General features: G+C 56.6%; 16 protein-coding genes and 1 pseudogene. 13 read left to right on the plus strand and 4 right to left on the minus strand.

Features of this window, described 5'->3' with window-relative positions; translation table 11 throughout:
• Positions 1–98: 98 nt before the first annotated feature.
• The 6 genes from AC2FH6_RS01315 to AC2FH6_RS01340 are packed head-to-tail and all read left to right on the plus strand — an operon-like array spanning position 99 to position 5,787.
• The gene (locus AC2FH6_RS01315) at positions 99–698 is read left to right on the plus strand and encodes an amino acid synthesis family protein (RefSeq protein WP_496690654.1); all 600 of its coding nucleotides are present in this window, start codon (positions 99–101) and stop codon (positions 696–698) included.
• Positions 670–1,449 carry an alpha/beta fold hydrolase gene (locus AC2FH6_RS01320; protein WP_496687824.1) on the plus strand — a complete coding sequence of 260 codons (780 nt, stop codon included), beginning with the start codon at positions 670–672 and terminating at the stop codon, positions 1,447–1,449. Before AC2FH6_RS01315 ends, AC2FH6_RS01320 begins: the two co-directional genes overlap by 29 nt.
• Positions 1,446–2,354 (plus strand): flavin reductase family protein, encoded by a 909-nt coding sequence (locus AC2FH6_RS01325; RefSeq protein ID WP_496700855.1) that lies wholly within the window; start codon positions 1,446–1,448, stop codon positions 2,352–2,354. Before AC2FH6_RS01320 ends, AC2FH6_RS01325 begins: the two co-directional genes overlap by 4 nt.
• 12 nt (positions 2,355–2,366) lie before the next feature.
• Positions 2,367–3,401 carry an LLM class flavin-dependent oxidoreductase gene (locus tag AC2FH6_RS01330; RefSeq protein ID WP_496700857.1) on the plus strand — a complete coding sequence of 345 codons (1,035 nt, stop codon included), beginning with the start codon at positions 2,367–2,369 and terminating at the stop codon, positions 3,399–3,401.
• Between the two features lie 8 nt (positions 3,402–3,409).
• Positions 3,410–4,888 (plus strand): aldehyde dehydrogenase, encoded by a 1,479-nt coding sequence (locus AC2FH6_RS01335; RefSeq protein WP_496700859.1) that lies wholly within the window; start codon positions 3,410–3,412, stop codon positions 4,886–4,888.
• A 32-nt stretch (positions 4,889–4,920) separates the two neighbouring features.
• Positions 4,921–5,787 carry an urea carboxylase-associated family protein gene (locus AC2FH6_RS01340; RefSeq protein ID WP_142634180.1) on the plus strand — a complete coding sequence of 289 codons (867 nt, stop codon included), beginning with the start codon at positions 4,921–4,923 and terminating at the stop codon, positions 5,785–5,787.
• Here AC2FH6_RS01340 and argE read toward each other — a convergent pair.
• From argE to AC2FH6_RS01355, 3 genes and pseudogenes are all read right to left on the minus strand, one after another.
• Positions 5,784–6,941 (minus strand): acetylornithine deacetylase, encoded by a 1,158-nt coding sequence (gene argE / locus AC2FH6_RS01345; RefSeq protein ID WP_496700860.1) that lies wholly within the window; start codon positions 6,939–6,941, stop codon positions 5,784–5,786. The genes AC2FH6_RS01340 and argE overlap by 4 nt on opposite strands.
• A pseudogene (locus AC2FH6_RS01350) lies at positions 6,902–7,183 on the minus strand (M24 family metallopeptidase); the annotation flags it as partial. The gene argE and the pseudogene AC2FH6_RS01350, both read right to left, overlap by 40 nt.
• A complete protein-coding gene (locus AC2FH6_RS01355) occupies positions 7,179–7,454 on the minus strand; it encodes an aminopeptidase P family N-terminal domain-containing protein (protein ID WP_496700195.1) in 276 nt (91 codons plus the stop codon). The pseudogene AC2FH6_RS01350 and the gene AC2FH6_RS01355, both read right to left, overlap by 5 nt.
• An 86-nt stretch (positions 7,455–7,540) precedes the next feature.
• Between AC2FH6_RS01355 and AC2FH6_RS01360 the strand changes: the two genes are divergently transcribed.
• The 6 genes from AC2FH6_RS01360 to AC2FH6_RS01385 all read left to right on the plus strand — a co-directional run bounded on the left by AC2FH6_RS01360 (position 7,541) and on the right by AC2FH6_RS01385 (position 15,386).
• Positions 7,541–8,584 carry a pyridoxal-phosphate dependent enzyme gene (locus AC2FH6_RS01360; protein ID WP_496700862.1) on the plus strand — a complete coding sequence of 348 codons (1,044 nt, stop codon included), beginning with the start codon at positions 7,541–7,543 and terminating at the stop codon, positions 8,582–8,584.
• 576 nt (positions 8,585–9,160) lie between these two features.
• Entirely contained in the window at positions 9,161–10,252 is a 1,092-nt protein-coding gene (locus tag AC2FH6_RS01365) for an ABC transporter ATP-binding protein (protein WP_496700864.1), read from the plus strand.
• Positions 10,253–10,353: 101 nt separating this feature from the next.
• On the plus strand, positions 10,354–11,442 hold the full coding sequence (locus tag AC2FH6_RS01370) for an extracellular solute-binding protein (RefSeq protein WP_142634172.1): 1,089 nt from the start codon (positions 10,354–10,356) through the stop codon (positions 11,440–11,442).
• Positions 11,443–11,512: 70 nt separating this feature from the next.
• On the plus strand, positions 11,513–12,787 hold the full coding sequence (locus AC2FH6_RS01375; RefSeq protein WP_142634170.1) for an ABC transporter permease: 1,275 nt from the start codon (positions 11,513–11,515) through the stop codon (positions 12,785–12,787).
• 5 nt (positions 12,788–12,792) lie between these two features.
• A complete protein-coding gene (locus AC2FH6_RS01380) occupies positions 12,793–14,004 on the plus strand; it encodes an ABC transporter permease (RefSeq protein WP_281972192.1) in 1,212 nt (403 codons plus the stop codon).
• Between the two features lie 161 nt (positions 14,005–14,165).
• Positions 14,166–15,386, plus strand: coding sequence for an aminopeptidase P family protein (locus tag AC2FH6_RS01385; RefSeq protein WP_496700866.1), 1,221 nt, complete (start codon positions 14,166–14,168; stop codon positions 15,384–15,386).
• A gap of 21 nt (positions 15,387–15,407) precedes the next feature.
• Here the strand turns inward: AC2FH6_RS01385 and speB are convergent, their stop codons facing one another.
• Positions 15,408–16,382 (minus strand): agmatinase, encoded by a 975-nt coding sequence (speB, locus tag AC2FH6_RS01390; protein WP_496700868.1) that lies wholly within the window; start codon positions 16,380–16,382, stop codon positions 15,408–15,410.
• Positions 16,383–16,514: 132 nt separating this feature from the next.
• Here speB and AC2FH6_RS01395 point away from each other — a divergent pair, with 132 nt between their 5' ends.
• A complete protein-coding gene (locus AC2FH6_RS01395) occupies positions 16,515–17,357 on the plus strand; it encodes a glycosyltransferase family 25 protein (protein WP_496690643.1) in 843 nt (280 codons plus the stop codon).
• Positions 17,358–17,474: the final 117 nt, after the last annotated feature.

Below are 17,474 nucleotides of genomic sequence, written 5' to 3' on the forward strand. Positions count from 1 at the left end.
CCTATTAGTGTTGTTAATACCTAAGGCTCAAGTTCTTTCGTTTGTCAAAAGATGTTTCTAACGGTGATATTTCCTCAAGCAGATTTGGGGAGACGGCAGTGCAGCCAAATATCAGAAAAATAGTGACTTTCGACGAAGAGGTTCTGGTTGAAGGATTTCGTGCCGCCGACCGCCCGTGGCGCATGTTTGCCGTTGCGGCGGTTGTGTCGAACCCTTGGGCTGGCCGGTATGTCGAGGATCTGAGACCGGAAATTCTGGCCTATGGGCCTGTGCTGGGGCAAATGTTGACTGACCGGATGGTCACGCTTGCAGGTGGCGGCGAGGTGATCGAAGCCTATGGCAAAGCGGCGGTTGTAGGGCTGGATGGCGAGGTCGAACATGCCTCGGGCCTGATCCACACGCTGCATTTCGGGAATTACTATCGTCAAGCGGTTGGGGCCAAGTCCTATCTGTCCTTCACCAATACCCGCGGTCCGGCGAACACTCCGATCATGGTGCCCATGATGGACAAGAATGATGCCGGGCGTAGATCGCATTATCTGACGCTGCAGTTTGCAATCCCCGACGCACCGCGCGCGGATGAAATTGTGGTCGTGCTGGGTGGCGCAACCTCGGGCCGTCCCCATCATCGGATCGGCGACCGTTATCAGGACCTCAAGGATTTGGGCCATGACGTGGACAACCCGGCCTCGGTCTGAACTCAGCACCCTGGCGGTGATTGATCAGGGCCAAGGGCCGCTGGTTATTCTGCTGCACGGGGTTGGTCTGCGAGCCGAGGCGTGGGGTGCGCAGATCGACGCTCTGGTCGCGGCGGGGTATCGTGTCTTGTGCCCGGATATGTCAGGACATGGTCAGTCGAGCTTTGATCATCCGACTGGCTTGGAGGCATACGTGCACCGCACGGCGTCCGTGCTAACAGAGCCCGCTGTCTTGATCGGCCATTCAATGGGCGCCCTGATTGCGCTCCGACTGGCGGCGGATGTGCCAGATAGCGTTCTTGGCGTTGCGGCATTGAATGCGATCCATCGGCGTCCGGCTGCCGCGCGCAAGGCCGTCGTCGCACGTGCCTCGGCCTTGGACGTATCGGGGCCAAATGATCCCACTGTCACGTTGCAACGTTGGTTTGGCGAAGCCTCGTCCGCCGAGCGACTGGCCTGCATGCGCTGGCTGACTGAGGTTGATCCGGCGGCCTACAAATCCGCGTATACCGCTTTTGCCGAAACGGACGGTCCTTCCGATGATGAACTGGCCCGTATCGCTTGTCCCGCCTTGTTCATGACCGGCGCGGATGAGCCGAATTCGACGCCTGAAATGTCTCGGGACATGGCGCGTTTGGTTCCCTCGGGACAAGCGGCAATCATCGCAGGTGCCGCACATATGTTGCCGATGACTCATCCCGCCGAAGTAAACGCACAGCTGTTGGAATTTGTGGGGGGGTGCCAGCCATGACAAGTATGGACCCCCGAGCTTTGCGTGACGCCTTTGGCAGCTTTATGACCGGGGTGACAGTGGTGACGGCACGGGATCCGCAGGGCGCGCCAGTTGGGTTCACCGCAAACTCGTTTTCGTCCGTATCGCTTGACCCGCCATTGCTGCTGGTGTGTCCGGGGAAGTTTCTGTCCAGCCACGATATTTTCGCCAACTGCACCCGGTTTGCGGTGAATGTGCTTGCAGATGGACAGCAAGAGATATCGAATACTTTCGCTGGGTATAAAGGGGACCGGTTTGCAAAGGTCGCGCACAGCAATGGTCTTTATGATCTGCCCCTGATCGACGGTGCGCTGGCGCAGTTTTGCTGCAAAACCCATCGGGTCCTTCCCGCCGGTGATCATACCTTATTGATCGGTGAAGTGGCAGAGTTTTCGCACTCGGTCGGGCAGGGTCTTGGATATGTCGGCGGGTCGTATTTCAGTCTGGGGCTCGAACGTGAAATAGACGCCATGGTGCCCACGATCTGCGGTGCGATCATCCGCAATGGCGACAGCGTTTTGCTTGAGCAGAGCAACGGTGCCTATCGTCCCATTCAAATCGCCGGGGTTGAACGCGGTGGGCAGCGAAACCGGTTGACCCAGGGCCTGTCCGAACGCGGGCTGAAGGTGCAGGTCGAACAGGTCTATTCCTCATTCGACGATGCGGAAACAAAGCAGCATTACACCTATTTTCTGGCCAGCTGCCCCCGACCAACGCCGCTTGAGGGCGCCGAATGGATCAGAACGGATGACCTTCCGAACCTGAAATACGTGTCCGGCGGTGTCCGCCATATGATGACCCGCTATGCGATGGAAGCCAAAGAGGGGGATTTTGCTCTCTACCTTGGTGACGCCTCGCAGGGCGACATTCACAGCTTACGATAAAGGAGCAGGTCAATGGAATTTTCCCTGTTTGCCCATATGGAACGTTTGTCCCCAGATCAGCCGCATGACGTTCTGTATGACGAATTCGTCAGCCTTGTGAAAATGGCGGACGAGGGCGGGATGCGCGCCGTCTGGACGGGTGAGCATCACGGGATGGAGTTCACCATCGCGCCCAACCCCTTTATCTCGCTAGTCGATCTGGCTCATCACACCCGGAATGTACGGCTGGGGACGGGTACGGTAGTCGCTCCGTTCTGGCATCCGATCAAACTGGCCGGAGAGGCGGCGGCGGCAGATCAGATTACCAAAGGCCGGATTGAACTGGGGATCGCACGGGGCGCATATTCCTACGAATATGAGCGCTTGATGCCGGGGATGGATGCCTGGGAAGCGGGCCAACGGATGCGCGAAACAACCCCTTTGCTTCCGCAAATCTGGCAGGGCGATTGCGCGCATGAGGGAGAGTTCTATTCCTTCCCGGCCACCACCTCTGCGCCGAAACCGTTTCAGAAAAACGGTCCGCCGATCTGGATCGCGGCGCGGGACCCCAATAGTCATGAATTCGGTGTCCACAACGGGTTTAACATCCAGGTCACTCCCCTGTGGCAGGGCATGGAAGAGATTGAAACGCTGATGGACCGCTTCAATGCAGCCTGCGACAGCCATACCGGACCGCGCCCCAAAATCATGCTGTTGCATCACACATATGTCGGCAAAGACGCAGACGATGTTGCGCAAGGCGTTCAGGAATTGCGCCGGTATTACAACTATTTCGGTGCCTGGTTCATGAATAAACGCCCGGTCGAGCAAGGGTTGATCCAACGGATCACCCAGGACGAGATGGATGCAAACCAGATGTACACAAGTGATAAGCTGGCGCGCGACCTGACGGTTGGTACAGCGCAGCAGGTTATTGACCGGATCAAACGTTATGAAGATTTGGGCTATGATGAGTTTTCGTTCTGGGTCGACAGCGGGATGACGAACGAGCGAAAACGTGCCTCTTTGGCGCGGTTCATCGACGATGTCATGCCAGCCTTTCAGTGAGGAACACTATGGGAAATCTACCGCATTTTCAGCTTTTCATTGATGGCGCCTGGTCTGAGGGGGCGACGTCTCAGGTTATGACATCTGCAAATCCCGCAACTGGGCAGGGGTGGGCTACGTTTTCCTGTGCGGCACCTGAGGATGTCGACAGGGCAGTCGCCGCCGCCAAACGTGCGCTTGATGATCCGCAATGGCGCGACATGACGGCCACCGCGCGCGGCAAGCTTCTTTATCGCCTGGCCGACCTAGTTGCCGAAAACGCTGCACGGCTTGGAGAATTTGAGACAACAGACAGCGGTAAACTGCTGGCAGAAACCTCGGCGCAAACTGGGTATGTCGCGGATTACTACCGCTATTTCGCAGGGCTTGCGGATAAGGTTGAAGGGACGGTTCTGCCCATCGACAAGCCGGATATGCATGTGTTTACCACGCGCGAACCCATTGGTGTTGTCGCGGCTATTGTGCCCTGGAATGCACAAATGTTCCTGACGGCGACTAAGTTGGGCCCGGCGCTTGCGGCTGGGTGTACCGTCGTGCTGAAGGCATCCGAAATTGCGCCGGCCCCGATGCTGGAGTTCGCGCGTTTGATTGAACAGGCCGGATTCCCCGCGGGCGTTGTCTCGGTCATCACCGGGGATGCGGAAAACTGTGCAATTCCACTGACCCGCCATCCCGATCTGGATCGCATCGCCTTTACCGGTGGCCCCGAGACAGCGCGCCATGTGGTCAGGAATTCCGCCGAAAACTTCGCCGTCACTTCGCTGGAGCTTGGTGGCAAGTCGCCGATACTTGTTTTTGAAGACGCGGATCTGGATGGGGCCGCAAATGGCCTGATCGCCGGAAACTTTGGCGCGTCGGGGCAAAGTTGCGTTGCGGGCACGCGCGGGCTGGTGCAGCGATCCGTTCTGCAAGATCTGATCGGCCGCATCAAAGAAAAGGCGGGTGCAATCGTTCTGGGTGACCCGCTGGAGGCCGGTACCCATGTCGGACCGCTATGTACCTTGGCGCAAGTGAACAAGATCGAAGAGACTCTGGCCAAGTCAGCGGAGCAGGGGGCCGTGGTCCATTTCGGCGGGCAACCTGCGGATAGGCCCGGCAATTACATGAACCCAACACTGGTTGAGTGCATATCGCCCGAGACCGAGACGTTGAAAGTTGAGATGTTTGGCCCGGTTATGTCTCTGCTGCCCTTCGATACCGAAGAAGAGGCCATCGCATTGGCCAATAGCACAGTCTTTGGGCTGGGTTCAGGTGTGTTCACGCAGAACCTGGCGCGGGCGCATCGGGTGTCCAAGCGGATCAAATCTGGGATTTGTTGGGTTAATACCTATCGCGCGATCTCTCCTATCGCGCCGTTTGGCGGGTTCAATCAATCAGGGTATGGCCGTGAAGCCGGGGTTGAGGCGATCCTGGATTACACCCGGACCAAGACCACCTGGATCAGCACCTCGCAAGAGCCGATGGCGAACCCGTTTGTGATGCGCTAGGTCTGTTGTCATGAAGATATCGGAGCGCGGTCATGAAGTTGAAACATCCGAATTTTGAACCTCCGGCAGACGCAAATGACCGGAGGGCGATCCCTCCGGTCATTTGCTATCCGCCCGAAACGGTACCGCAACCTGATCTGGCTGCGTTGACTGACCTGAGGCAGCGCGCGGTGAAAACCGCCGAAGTCATAGCAGCCCCGCGTGATGCGGCCTGTATTGAAGTGCCCGCGGGGGCCTTTATTCGGGTGGTGTCGGTCGATGGCGCGCAGGTCGGTGATCTTAACATGTGGTACAAGCACGACCTGACCGAACGGTTCTATTCCGGCAAAACCCGCGCGCTGCATGGCACGCATCTGTCGACCGGGGATCGGATGTGGTCAAGTTTTCCGAATATGCGGCCCATGGCGACCATCGTTACGGATACTCTGGATTGGTATGGGTTCGATTCATACGGCGGATCCGTGCATGACGTAATCGGGACCCGCTGTGACCCATATACCGGGCGACTGCTGTCTGGCGATGACTACCATTATTGCTGCCATTCCAACCTGACACGGGCATTGGCCAGCCATTGTGGCCTGCCGCTGCATGAGGCCGAAATGCACGTCCACGACGTGTTGAACGTCTTCATGTGCACCGGATTTACGCAGGACACAGGCCAATACTTCATGAAGGCAAGCCCGGTGCGTCCGGGTGATTATCTGGAATTCTACGCCGAGATTGACCTGATCGTCGGCCTTTCAGCTTGTCCCGGGGGCGATTGCTCGTCCGAGCATTCCTCGGACGCAGCCGCCTGTTATCCATTGGTTATGGAAGCCTATGACCCCGGTGAAGACATCCGAAACGCGCATATTCAGCCCAAGCGATCTGCTTATGATCGCACTCATGGGGCAGGTTAAGAGGTCAGGCGTTGCCCAAGCCGGTCCAGCATCCGACAGCATAGGTCGAGCTGTTCGATCTCGACGTACTCATCTGCTTTATGGGCCTGTGTGATCGAGCCGGGACCGCAGACAATCGCGTGGGTGCCAAGCTGCTGAAACAGGCCAGCTTCAGTGGCGAATGACACAACACCTGTTCCGTTCGCCCCGGTCAGCTCGGCAACCAGTTTGCGGGCGGCGTTTTCTTCCATGGGCTCAAGGCCTGCAACCTCGGCCGTGATATCCTGCGTGATGCTGGCTTCACTATGGACGGCCTGCATTTCGGGCAGCAGGCTGTGCGTCACATAGTCAGTCAGGGTTTGCTTGACGAAATCTGCATCGCTGGCCTGAACCGGGCGCATTTCCCAGCCGACATCGGCTTTGCTGGCAATGACGTTATGGGCGACGCCGCTATTGAAGAACCCCACGTTTATAGTGGTCCAGGGTGGCTCGAAGGGGCTGTTTGTTGGCGCGCGGGATTTCAATATCTGGCGCAGTTCCAGAAGTTTTCCTACATAGCGTGCCGCGTATTCCGCCGCATTCACCCCATCATCCGGGGCCGAGCTGTGTCCTTCGAGCCCGATAAATCGGGTAGTGTATTCATAGCACCCCTTGTGCCCCTCGATCAGGCGCATTTCGGTGGGCTCGCCGATGATGGCAATATCCGGCACGATGCCGCGTTCAGACAGGTCGTTGACCATGTTCTGCGCGCCCAGGCATCCGGTTTCTTCGTCATAGGTGAAGGCAAAATGCAGCGGTTGGGTCAGCTTGCTGACATCCAGCGTTTCGGCAAGTGCAAGTGCGGCGGCGATGAAGCCCTTCATGTCACAGGTGCCACGTCCGTAAAGCCTGCCGTCTTTCTCGGTCATCAAAAACGGGTCTGATGTCCAGTTCTGATCCGCGACGGGAACTACGTCCGTGTGGCCGGATAACAGGATGCCGCCGGGAATGTCTGGGCCTAAGGAAGCAAATACATTGGCCTTGGTGCCAGTATCATCTCGGGTTTCGATACAGCGTGCACCCAAGGCCTGCAACCTGTCCCTTAGATAGCTGATGATCTGAAGATTGCTGTCTGCAGATACCGTTTCAAACGCGATCAGATCGGCGAGGATATCTTGGGTTCTTTGCAGGGGCATGGCTTTACAAACAGCTTTCTTGGGCGGTTACAGTAACATTCGGCAGGACCGGTATCGGTGATCAGGATCGACTCGGTGATCTCTAACCCCCAGTCATTCAACCAGAGGCCAGGCATAAAGTGAAACGTCTTGCCAGGTTCCAGGATTGTCTCATCCTCGGGACGCAGAGATATCGTGCGCTCACCCCAGTCCGGGAGATAGCTCAGACCCACTGGATAGCCGCAGCACGCGCGGCGTTCAATGTGGACGTATCTGACAATCTGGCATCCACACTGTACGTCGTTCCCCATTCGTATCCTGATTGCGTCCCCACCAGATCGGGTCTGCGTCATGAAAGACCAAAACGCCCTGATGGACGTAGAACGACCACCCCTCGTATCCGGTTAGCCACGTCATGTTCGAAGGGTCTTCGAAGTACAGCGCGTCCAGCCCGACCTCGGTCACGGCTTTTCGTGTTTTGGACAGCCGACGGTCAAATTCCCCCCGCATGAATGCCGGATTCACTTGGCTCATCGGATCCTCGTGTCGTGATTAGAGACGTGTTGACAGAACTTTACGAATCCGATCACGTCAATGGACAACTCAGGAAGGAAATACTGTTGAAACTCAGTTCAAACCCACACCGCGGCAAGGAAAAATTGATTCCTAATGCTCCATTTCCTTCGATAAACGCGGCTCGCGTAGCTGATTTGTTAACAGTTTGCCCTGCAGCAGCGGAAACCAATCTGGTTGAAGCCAAGGATTTGGCCAATGTCGCCGATCTATGGGTCAAAGATGAGCGTGGGCGCATGAACCTCGGGTCATTCAAGGCTTTGGGGGCTGCCTATGTCATCGCCCGTCACGCTGCTGATCTGGCGCAGACACCGGATGAGTTTACTTTACGCGGGAAAACCTATGTCACCGCTAGCGCGGGTAACCACGGGATGAGTGTAGCAGCAGGTGCACGGATATTTGGGGCTGATGCAGTGGTCTATATCGCCGAAACCGTACCTGAAAGTTTCGCGGAACGCCTTCGTGCGCAAAAAGCCAGGGTCGTTCGTCAAGGTACGGATTATGCTGCCAGTATGGAGGCTGCTGGCAAAGCGGCGCAGGATAACGGTTGGACATTGCTATCTGACAGCTCGTGGGACGGGTATTACGAGCTGCCGCACACCCTGATGGAGGGGTATCTGCAGATGGCTGCAGAAGCGGTGCGCCAATGCCCAAATGCGCCCACGCATATCATTTTGCAGGCCGGGGTAGGTGGGTTGGCAGGGGCGGTTGCAGCTTATGCGCGCCATGCCTGGGGTGATGGACCCAAGATCATTGTCGTGGAACCCGAAGCGGCCCCTGCGTTGCAAGCCAGTATCGAAGCAGGTACCTGCGTCTTTGCGGATGGGCCTGACAGCATCATGGGGCGGCTGGACTGTAAAGAACCCTCGCTGATCGCGCTGAATGGTCTGGCGCGGGATGCAGACTGTTTTCTGACGCTCTCGGATGACGACGTGGTGCGGTATTTACCTGCTATGGCAGAGGCTGGGTTGGCGACAACTGCTTCGGGCGGGGCGGGCGTCGCAGCAGCGATGAATGCAGATGTCTGCGAGGCCCTGAACATTGGGAGCGATGCCCAAGTTCTGTGCATTTTATCCGAAGTGCCGGATTGAAGAAGGTCAAGAAACATCTGAATCCTGCCCCGGAATAAGCGCAGGAAGCGGCAAGCTAAGAGGGTGCAACTGCCCCCAAAGGCAGAATCCGATTGCGCCTGAAAACGGGAGGTGCGCAAATCCGCACCTCCGCCCTATCAAAATGAGATTAATTGCCCCCCAAAGCGCGGTTTTTAGATTGGATTGCACCAGATAATTTTGGCGTTTTCCAATCGGTCGAGGAATTTCGACATGCAAATCTCTCAGCAACTCAGTATCGATGTCGAGGTCTGGGCTGTGAGATGTGGTGGTTTAGGTTGTAATTATAACCCATTAAAAATATTATTTTAATTTTGTGGGTTAGGAAGTTGAATAGAGGCGAATGAAGCAAGTTAATTACGCGATTCAAGGCCTTGCGTTGCGGGCGAAATATCGAAATATCAGTTGAGCAGAAGTGAATTTCAGGATTCTTTGTCGCCTAGCTGTCACATTTATGGTTGCGTGGTTGGTCCCCCATGTCCTTAAATAGGGTGGACTGGTCTTTGAGATCCGGATGAACCGGGCAAGCAAAGACCGCACAGGGGAGCCAAGTTGGTAATGTCAAATGACGCAGCGTTCGTCGAATTTCAGCGTGTTCAAAAATCTTATGACGGCGAGATACTCGTTGTAAAAGATCTTAACCTCTCAATGCCAAAGGGTGAGTTTCTGACAATGCTGGGCCCCTCTGGGTCTGGCAAGACGACTTGCCTGATGATGTTGGCTGGTTTTGAGACCGCTACCCATGGCGAAATCATGTTGGACGGGCGCCCGATCAACAATATTCCACCTCATAAACGCGGGATCGGCATGGTGTTTCAAAACTATGCATTGTTCCCGCATATGACTGTGGCTGAAAACCTTTCGTTCCCGCTTGAAGTGCGCAACATCGGCAAAAGCGATCGGGAAGAAAAAGTGAAGCGTGCGCTGGATATGGTCCAGATGGGCGCCTTTGGCAGCCGCCGTCCGGCGCAACTGTCCGGCGGTCAGCAACAGCGGATCGCCTTGGCCCGTGCCTTGGTGTTCGAGCCCGAGCTGGTCTTGATGGACGAGCCACTGGGCGCGCTGGACAAGCAACTGCGTGAACATATGCAGTTCGAGATTACCCGTCTGGCGCATGAGCTGGGGATTACGACAGTTTACGTGACCCACGACCAGACAGAGGCGCTGACGATGTCGGATCGCGTGGCCGTGTTCGACGACGGACGCATCCAGCAGCTTGCGCCGCCGGATCTGCTCTATGAAGAGCCCGAAAACAGCTTTGTTGCCCAATTCATTGGCGAAAACAACACGTTGGAAGGCGTTGTTAAATCAATCAGCGGCGACTCCTGCGTGGTTGCACTGGATGATGGATCAGAAATTGACGCCAAACCGGTCAATGTCAGCGCTGCAGGTGAACGGACCAAAGTTTCAATCCGCCCCGAACGGGTGGAGTTCAACAAAGATCGCCTGCATGCCGATGCGCATACGCTAAAGGCGACTGTCAAAGAATTCATCTATATGGGTGATGTCTTCCGGTTCCGTCTATCTGTGGCGGGCAATGAAGACTTTATCATCAAGACCCGAAACGCTCCCGATGCGGTTCGGTTGTCGCCCGGCCAGGAAGTTGAAATCGGTTGGTTGGCCCATGATTGCCGGGCACTTGACGCCTGATGAAGAACGTCCCCTGGTGGATCGCTGGGGGGTAAATGGCGGCCGGGTTGCCCCGTGATCCGGTCTGTTCAGAAATTTACGGGTATAACAGGGAGTTAACAATGAAAGTTAAGACCACTTTGATGGCAAGCGCCATTGTTGCCGTGGCCGGAGGCGCCATGGCCGAGGAGATGACGATTGTCTCGTGGGGCGGAGCCTATTCCAAGTCACAGCTGAAGGCGTATCACGAGCCCTATTCTGAAAAGAGCGGCATCACTATCCTTAACGATGACAGCTCGGCCGAAGCGGTTGCCAAGCTGCGCGCGATGAACGAAGCGGGCAACATCACCTGGGACGTAGTGGATGTTGTTGCTGCGGACGCAATTCGTCTGTGTGACGAGGGTCTGGCGATGGAGATCGACCCCGACACCATGCTGGCCCCGGCGCCCGACGGCACTTCGGCTGCCGATGATTTCGGTGACCTGCTGGTCAGCGAGTGCTTTATCCCGCAGATCGTGTATTCGACTACATTCGGCTATCGTACAGACTTGGTAGGTGACACACCTCCGACCGATGTCTGCGCCGTATTTGATCTGGAGGCCTATCCGGGCAAGCGTTCACTGGAAAAGCGCGCCATCAACAACATGGAATGGGCGCTGATCTGTGACGGCGTCGCCAAAGATGACGTTTATGACGTTCTGGCGACTCCAGAAGGTCAGGATCAGGCGTTGGCGAAACTGGGAACCATCAAGGACAACGTCGTCTGGTGGTCCGCGGGTGCCGACACGCCGCAGCTTCTGGCCGATGGCGAGATCATCATGGGCTCGACCTATAACGGTCGTCTGTTCAGCGTGATCGAAGAGCAGAAGCAGCCCGTTGCCATGCTGTGGGACGCGCAGATCTTTGACCTGGACGGTTGGATCATCCCCGCCGGCCTGAGCGAAGAGCGTCAGCAGCGTGCGCTGGACTACATCATGTTCGCAACGGACACGCAGCGTCTGGCGGATCAGGCCAAGTACATCTCGTACGGTCCGGCCCGTGCCTCGTCGGCTCCGCTGGTTGGTCAGCATGCCGAGCTTGGCATCGACATGGCGCCGCACATGCCGACCGATCCGGAAAACGCCAAGAACACGTTCCTGTATAACTACGAGTTCTGGGCGGATTACCGCGATGACATCGAAGCGAAATTCCAGGCTTGGCTTGCGAAATAATCGTTTGATTTCATGAAACAGTCGGGGGCGGTGCGCCGCCCCCAGACCCAAGCAGAGTCAAGGGGCACAGATGACTGACGCAAGCCAAAATGCGGGGCCGATGCTGGCAGCGGACGGAACGCCGCTCAAGCAATCGCTGGCACGTTCACTGCGGCGGCAGAAGTTACGAGCATTGATGCTCGTCGCTCCGCTTCTGCTATTTGTCATGTTTTCCTTTATCGTGCCGATTGCTTCAATGCTGTTCCGCTCGGTTGAAAACAGCATGGTTTCGGAGACCCTCCCGCTTACTGTGGAAGCCCTGCAAAGCTGGGACGCCCAAAGCGGTGAGCTTCCGGACGAAGCAGTATACGACGCATTCGTTCGCGACATGGTCGTTGCCGTTGATAGCAAAACCCACACCCGCCTTGGCTCGCGTCTGAACTACGAAGAGACTGGCATGTCTTCTTTGTTCCGCCGCTCTGGCCGGAAAATGGGCAAGCTTGACCCTGAAACCGATGGACCCTTCAAGGACCAGATCATAGAGATTCACGAGGGCTGGGGCGATCCTAAGACGTGGGCAGTGATCAAGACCCATTCGCCAACGGTTACCAATGGTTATTTCCTGAACGCGGTCGATATGCGCCGCACGCCCGAAGGCGCGCAGTCGCAGCCTGAAGACAAGCAGATTCTGATCAAGCTGTTTGGCCGCACATTGTTCATGTCGCTGGTGATTACAGTGTCCTGTATCCTGCTGGCCTATCCGGTTAGCTACCTGCTGGCGACCCTACCGATGCGGGTGTCGAACCTGCTGATGATCCTTGTCCTCTTGCCTTTCTGGACCTCACTTCTGGTGCGGACTTCGGCGTGGAAAGTGATGTTGCAGCAGCAGGGCGTGATTAATGAAACATTGGTCTGGCTTGGACTTGTGGCCGATGATGCACGACTGGTGATCATCAATAACCAGATCGGCACGATCATTGCGATGACGCATATCCTGCTGCCGTTCATGATCCTGCCGATGTATTCAGTGATGCAGACGATCCCGGTGACTTACACGCGCGCGGCGAAATCAATGGGCGCGACCAACTGGACGACGTTCTGGCGCATCTACTTCCCACAATCCATTCCGGGTATCGGAGCGGGCTCGATCCTCGTATTCATTCTGTCGATCGGATACTACATCACGCCTGAAATCGTTGGCGGCACAAAGGGTGTCTTCATCTCGAACCGGATCGCCTATCACATCTCGTCCTCGCTGAACTGGGGACTGGCTGCGGCCTTGGGTACGATCCTGCTGGGTGTCGTCATGCTGCTCTACTGGGTCTACGACAAGATCGTGGGCATTGATAACGTGAAGTTGGGATAATCGACATGGCTGCACTTACACCGATATCCCGCAAACCGCTCTCCATGGTTCTGCCCAGTGTCGCCTTGGCGGGTGCCTTCGCCGGTGTCTTTGTCGGCGCGGGCAACGGCTCGATCCTTTTGGGCATTCTGGGTGGCGCAGCTCTGATCGCCGCGCTGGCCTGGGTCTACATCAACGTTCTGAAGAACGAAAAACTGGCGCGCTGGATCAATATCCTGGGTTTCGGCATCATCGGTTTCCTGTTGTCAGGTCCGATGGGTGGCATTCTGGGCCTATTGGGCGGTTGGTTTTTCATCTTCTTTATCTATTGGCTCTATGAAGGCCGGTATCGCCGCAAACTGCTCAGCTATCTGACGCCAAAACAGGTGTTCTATCACTATCTGTTTCGGGTTATCTGCGGTGCGATCTTCGTGTTCCTGATCACCCCGATCCTTGTGGTTCTGCCGCTGTCGTTCAACGCGCAGGACTTCTTTACCTTCACCCCTGAGATGCTGAGTCTGGACCCCGAAGGGTATTCGCTAAAGCACTACCGCGATTTCTTCACCAACAATGAATGGCAGCGCAGCTTCAAGAACTCGCTGATCATCGCGCCGATTGCGACGATCATCTCGGTCTCGCTGGGCACGTTGGCGGCCATCGGCCTCAGCCAGAGCCACGTACCCGGCCGCCGCGTCATCATGGGCGTCCTGATCTCGCCGATGATCGTGCCGTTGATCATCTCGGCCACCGGCATGTTCTTCTTCTACAGCGATATCGGTCGCTTCATGGAAGGCACGCTGGGCATGAACAAGAACTTCGTGGGCTATGTGAAAGTTGTCCTTGCCCACGCCGTTCTGGGCATCCCTTTCGTCATCATCACCGTGACTGCGACGCTGGTGGGCTTTGATCGCTCTCTGACGCGGGCGGCGGCGAATATGGGCGCGGGCCCGGTGCGGACGTTTTTCAAGATTCAGATGCCCCTGATCCTGCCGGGCGTGATCTCGGGCGGCCTCTTCGCCTTTATCACCTCGTTCGATGAGGTGGTTGTGGTGCTGTTCGTTGGCTCTGCCAGCCAGAAGACACTGCCATGGCAGATGTTTACCGGCCTGCGCGAACAGATCAGCCCGACCATTCTGGCAGTAGCGACCATCCTTGTGGTGATCTCGATTGCGCTGTTGACCACGGTAGAGCTGCTGCGGCGGCGGTCTGAACGCCTGCGGGGGCTCAGTCCCGCTTGACGCGACTCACAAGGTGATTTAGCGATTTCACCATGCACCCCGGTCACGATGGCGTCGTGACATCTAGGCGGGTGCATGGCTCTCGGTTCCCGAGGCCGCTTGTCCTGAACGCCGGGACTTGTGGCCGGGCTTTGCCTGTCCGGCATCGAGGAGAGACCAAGATGAATGATCTAAACAATCGCCCCGAATTCTTTACCTGCCACAACGGTGACAAGGCGCCTTTGCCCTTTAGTAAGGCGGAATATGCACGCCGTCTGGCCAGTTTGCGCGCCACGATGGCCGCCCGCGATATTCCAGCAGTTCTGCTTACTTCCATGCAAAACATCGCCTATTACTCGGGCTTCTTGTATTGCTCGTTCGGGCGTCCCTACGGTTGCGTTGTCACTCAGGACAAATGCACCACCGTGTCGGCCAATATCGACGCCGGCCAGCCTTGGCGTCGCTCGGTTGAAGACAACGTGATCTATACCGACTGGAAGCGGAACAATTACTGGCGCGCGGTGGCTGATCTGATCGGATCTGCACGGCGGATCGGGATCGAAGGCGATCACATGACCCTGGCAATGCGCGACACCGCACTGGATATGCTGGGCCAGCCTGAACTGGTTGATATCGCACCTGACACAATGGCCGCACGCATGGTGAAATCCGCCGAAGAGATCGCGCTTATCAAAGGCGGCGCACACACTGCAGATGTGGGCGGCGCAGCCATTCACGCGGCGATCCGCGAAGGCGCAACCGAGATCGAAATCGCCATGGCGGGCCGTGACGCGATGGAGGCCGAGATTGCTCGTGCTTATCCAGAAGCCGAGTACCGCGACACCTGGGTCTGGTTCCAATCCGGCCTGAACACTGATGGCGCACATAACCCGGTCACCAAGCGGGCGCTGGAAAAGGGCGATATCCTGTCGCTGAACACATTCCCGATGATCTCGGGCTATTACACTGCGCTGGAACGCACCTTGTTTCTGGGCGAACCCGACGCTGACAGCCTGCGCATCTGGAAGGCAAACGTCGCCGCGCATGAGTTGGGGCTGAGCCTGATCAAACCGGGCGCGACCTGCTCGGGGATCACGGCTGAGATCAACCGTTTCTTTGCCGACGAAGGCCTGCTGCAATACCGGTCCTTTGGCTATGGCCATTCCTTCGGCATACTCAGCCATTACTACGGTCGTGAAGCGGGTCTTGAACTGCGCGAGGATATCGACACGGTTTTGGAACCCGGCATGGTCGTGTCCATCGAGCCGATGCTGTGGATACCTGAAGGTCAGAAAGGCGCCGGAGGCTACCGTGAGCACGACATTCTGGTGGTCGAAGAGGCCGGTGCCGAGAACATCACCGGCTTCCCCTATGGGCCTGAGCACAACACGATCAACGCCTGATCACATGGGCAGGAGAGGCGATTAGCCCTTCTTGCCCCGTTCGTGAAAGATGAAGCCGATAAAGTTCAACAGCAGCTGTGCCGCCAGAATCTGCGTGCTTTCGGTTGGGTCGTAACTTGGGGCGACTTCAACAAGGTCGATCCCGACCACGTCACCGCGTTTCGCCAGCCCCTGAAGAATTTCCAGCACATCGTAATACAAAAACCCGCCATGGCTGGGCGTACCCGTGCCAGGTGCGATTGAGGGGCAAAACGCGTCGATATCAATCGTAACGTAATACCGCGCGCCCTCGGGGATGCGCTCCAATACACCCTCGGTGCCCAGTTTGCGCACCTGTCGTACGGACAAGATGTCCGAGCCGCGAGCGCGGGCATCCTCATACCCTTCCTTGGCGGTTGATGACACGTTTCGGATCCCCAACTGGGTCATGCCGGCGACATAAGGCTTTTCAATCGCCCGCCGCATCGGATTGCCGTGGCCAGCAGTGACGCCATGACGCTCGTCAACGAAATCCAGATGCGCGTCGATCTGGACCACATGGATCGGACCGTTCTGCGCGCAATCTGTGGCAAAGGCGTTGATGCAGGGGATATTCACCGAATGATCGCCGCCGATGGTGACGGGCAGGGCGCCTGCAGACAGAATGCGTTCGACGCCGTATTGAATATTGGCGTGGCTCTCATCTGTCTTGGTGTGGATAATATCGGCATCCCCAATATCGACCATCCGCACCGATCCATCCAGATAGGTAGCGTCATCCTCATGGTCATAGGCCCCGGCATGGCCAAAGCTGAACAGGGTCGAGGCCTCGCGCACCGCACGCGGCCCAAAGCGCGCGCCGGACCTCCATTGAGTGCCAAAGTCGAAAGGCGCCCCTATGACTGCGACATCCGCGTCGATATTGTCCCAATCCTCGACATACGGCGCTTTGCCGAAGGTCGAAATGCCGACGAAAGGCAGATTAAGCCGCCCACCGCTATACCCATGTGATGACATGGCGAGTTTCCCGTTTCTTGCTGTTCAACGGCAGCTTAGACAGGAATTCAAAGCTGCGATAGGTGGGGGCTGTGGGCTTGATTGTCCGATTGTGCGATGTGTATCTGGTGCAGGCATTAAAAAGGAACAGCCGTGGGCCATCATGAACTGCCACCGGGAACGGGCGTCTACTATATCAATCTGGATCGGGTACCCGAACGGCGTAACTTTATGGAGGCGCAGTTTGCGCATACTGGATTGATTGGGGCCAAACGCTTTAGTGCGACCGATGCACAACAAGAGGGCGCTCTGGTTGGAAATGGTTATGTTCCCGGTTCTGGCAGCCGCTGGGGTCTGAAACAAAGTGAAGTCGCTTGTTTCGAAAGCCATCGCGCCGTTTGGAAGCGTGCCGTTCAGCAAGACCTGAAGGCTGTTGCGATCTTTGAAGACGATGTTGAAATGTCGACCCAAGCTGGCGGTGTGATTGCCAGATTGCTCGAAGCAGGGTCAGGGTTCGACTTCCTAAAGCTGGACTATTCCCCTCGGTCGCTGAGGTTTGGCCCGGAACAGCAGATATCCGGCGTACCGGTTCGCCCGATGCTGGAAATGGCACCCAGCGCGGCCGCATATATCCTGTCGCAGGCGGCCTGCCGTAAATTGCTGAAGTGGTCCGAGAAATACTCGGATCACCTGGATGATTTCGTATCTATCCCCCGCCCGGATTGGCAAATGTATCAGTGTTTTCCAGCAGTCGGCGTTCAAATGATCTGGTCGAAACAGCAAGATCAGGCTGAAGATTCCGTGAAAGTCAGTGAACGTTCACAAAACAGAAAGACCAATAGCGGTCTGGATAAGGGACCCCTGTGGTTTCGCATTCGTCGCGAATTGCAGGCCGCGAAACGCAAGTTGTATTGGCGCCAGAGAGGCGAAGCCCGATTGCTTGAAAGCGGGGGGTATGTCGGATTTATCCCCTGTGCCGAAGACCTGAGGGTTTAGTTTATATCATGGGCTGATCACGGCTTTCCAACCAAGCAAAAATAGTAATTCTCGATAAGCGTTAACAAAACTGTCAAATTGATATAATCTTCCAGTGTTGTTGGTGTTTTTCCGGTT

It is taken from the genome of Ruegeria sp. CDSC045, from assembly GCF_059610725.1.

Coding starts and splice junctions, on each gene's coding strand:
- speB (WP_496700868.1), bottom strand. CDS start 16,382: ATGTCATCACATGGGTATAGCGGTGGGCGGCTTAATCTGCCTTTCGTC.
- AC2FH6_RS01320 (WP_496687824.1), top strand. CDS start 670: ATGACGTGGACAACCCGGCCTCGGTCTGAACTCAGCACCCTGGCGGTG.
- AC2FH6_RS01370 (WP_142634172.1), top strand. CDS start 10,354: ATGAAAGTTAAGACCACTTTGATGGCAAGCGCCATTGTTGCCGTGGCC.
- argE (WP_496700860.1), bottom strand. CDS start 6,941: ATGCCCCTGCAAAGAACCCAAGATATCCTCGCCGATCTGATCGCGTTT.
- AC2FH6_RS01325 (WP_496700855.1), top strand. CDS start 1,446: ATGACAAGTATGGACCCCCGAGCTTTGCGTGACGCCTTTGGCAGCTTT.
- AC2FH6_RS01380 (WP_281972192.1), top strand. CDS start 12,793: ATGGCTGCACTTACACCGATATCCCGCAAACCGCTCTCCATGGTTCTG.
- AC2FH6_RS01330 (WP_496700857.1), top strand. CDS start 2,367: ATGGAATTTTCCCTGTTTGCCCATATGGAACGTTTGTCCCCAGATCAG.
- AC2FH6_RS01335 (WP_496700859.1), top strand. CDS start 3,410: ATGGGAAATCTACCGCATTTTCAGCTTTTCATTGATGGCGCCTGGTCT.
- AC2FH6_RS01355 (WP_496700195.1), bottom strand. CDS start 7,454: ATGAGCCAAGTGAATCCGGCATTCATGCGGGGGGAATTTGACCGTCGG.
- AC2FH6_RS01385 (WP_496700866.1), top strand. CDS start 14,166: ATGAATGATCTAAACAATCGCCCCGAATTCTTTACCTGCCACAACGGT.
- AC2FH6_RS01340 (WP_142634180.1), top strand. CDS start 4,921: ATGAAGTTGAAACATCCGAATTTTGAACCTCCGGCAGACGCAAATGAC.
- AC2FH6_RS01365 (WP_496700864.1), top strand. CDS start 9,161: ATGTCAAATGACGCAGCGTTCGTCGAATTTCAGCGTGTTCAAAAATCT.
- AC2FH6_RS01375 (WP_142634170.1), top strand. CDS start 11,513: ATGACTGACGCAAGCCAAAATGCGGGGCCGATGCTGGCAGCGGACGGA.